Source organism: Clostridium cavendishii DSM 21758 (assembly GCF_900141845.1).
Lineage (GTDB): Bacteria > Bacillota > Clostridia > Clostridiales > Clostridiaceae > Clostridium_AG > Clostridium_AG cavendishii.
Genome location: NZ_FQZB01000050.1, coordinates 1 through 1,822, shown reverse-complemented (window position 1 = coordinate 1,822; position 1,822 = coordinate 1). Strand labels below are relative to the sequence as shown.

1 protein-coding gene is annotated in these 1,822 nt (G+C 30.8%); it reads left to right on the top strand.

Features of this window, described 5'->3' with window-relative positions:
* The coding region (locus tag BUB01_RS22585) for a DUF5110 domain-containing protein (RefSeq protein ID WP_143152566.1) at positions 1–1,822 on the top strand (1,822 nt) is incomplete at both ends.

Below are 1,822 nucleotides of genomic sequence, written 5' to 3'. Positions count from 1 at the left end.
GGTATGCCATATGTAAGTTCAGATACTGATGGAATATTTGGTGGTAAAGCTAAAACGTATACAAGAGATCTTCAATGGAAGACATTTATACCAACTATGATAAATATGTCTGGTTGGGCTCAAAAAGATAAACAACCTTGGATATATGGAGAGCCTTATACAAGCATAAATAGAAAATATTTAAAATTAAGACAAGCATTAACTCCGTATATGTATACTACAGCAGCAGAAAGTTATAAAACTGGTGCACCAATAGATAGAGCTATGGTTTGGGAATTTCAAAATGATCCTATAACTAGAGGAAAAGATACTCAATATCAATTTATGTTAGGAAAGGATATTTTAGTAGCACCTATATATGAAGGTGATACAGATGATATAACAAAACCAGACATAAGAAATGGAATATATTTTCCTAAAGATACAAGGTGGTTTGACTTTTGGACTGGAAAACAATATGAAGGTGGAAAGTTTCTAAATGGATATAAAGCTGATATAAGTACATTACCTGTATTCATAAAGGCTGGAGCAATAATACCTATGTATCCAGAAGCAAATTATGATGGAGAAAAAATGCCAGGTGATAAATATCCTTTAACATTAAATATTTATCCTTATGGAAATTCCGAATATAGTCTATATGAAGATGATGGAAATACTAAGGAGCATAGAACAGGTAAATATGCTATAACTAAGATCCAAGTAAGTGCTCCAACAGAAGAAACAGGTAAAGCTACTATAAAGGTGAATCCAACAGAGGGGAGCTATGATGGAATGCCTTCGGCTAGAAAGCATGAATTTGTAATTCATACCAAGGTTGATCCTGAAAAAGTAATTGTGAAACCAGGAGAAGGAGTACATGAATTAAAGAAAGTTGCTAATAAAGAGGAATTTGAAAAAACAGAATGTTGTTCTTGGTATTTTGATGCTAATGAACAAGGTGGTGTTGTAAGAGTAAAAACTAAAGCTACATTAGTTGCTCAACCTTTAGAAATTGAGTTAGATAGATTTAATAATGATATAGAAAAGGTAGATGAGTCATTAGTAAAACCAAGTGTTCCAGAAAATATATTTATATCAGATGTTAAAGACAATGAACTTACGATTAATTGGAGTAATGTAAAAGATGCTACTTCTTATGATTTGATGATTGATGGAAAAATATATACAAATGTAACTAATCCGTTTATTCATAAAGAATTACAATCAGTATCAAAATATAAATATAAAGTAAGAGCTGTAAATGAAACAAAGGTTGGAGATTGGAGCGAAGAAGTTGTTGGAGAAACAGCACCTGATAGAAATTTAAATCTTGTAGATAAATCAGAATTAAAAGCAACAGCTAGTAGTGAGCATCCTTCTTATGGAATAAATCAAGCCTTTGATGGAAGTTTCTCAAGTTTATGGTTTGTAGATTGGAATGAAAAAGAAAAAATAGGTAAGCCATACGAAGTAAAAGTAGATATGGTAAAGCCTTATGATATTAATAAAATAATATACCATCCAGTAGAAAAGGGATATGCTGGTGTTTGGCAAACTATAAATTTATATGCAAGTACTGATGGAAAAGAATACAAAAAAGTACTAGAAAATGTACAATTACAAGATACAGGTTTACCTCAAGAAATAAAGTTTGAAACAGTTAAGGGAGCTGTATCATTTAAAATAGAAATCGTAAAAGCTATTAAAGGATATTGTTCAGCAGCAGAGATTCAAATTTTTAAGGATAATGGAGAAGTAGTAGCACCAGAAGAAGATGTTACAGCAGATAAAAAAGTAGATATTAATGATTTAAACTTTATGGTTAACTATTATAGAGTTA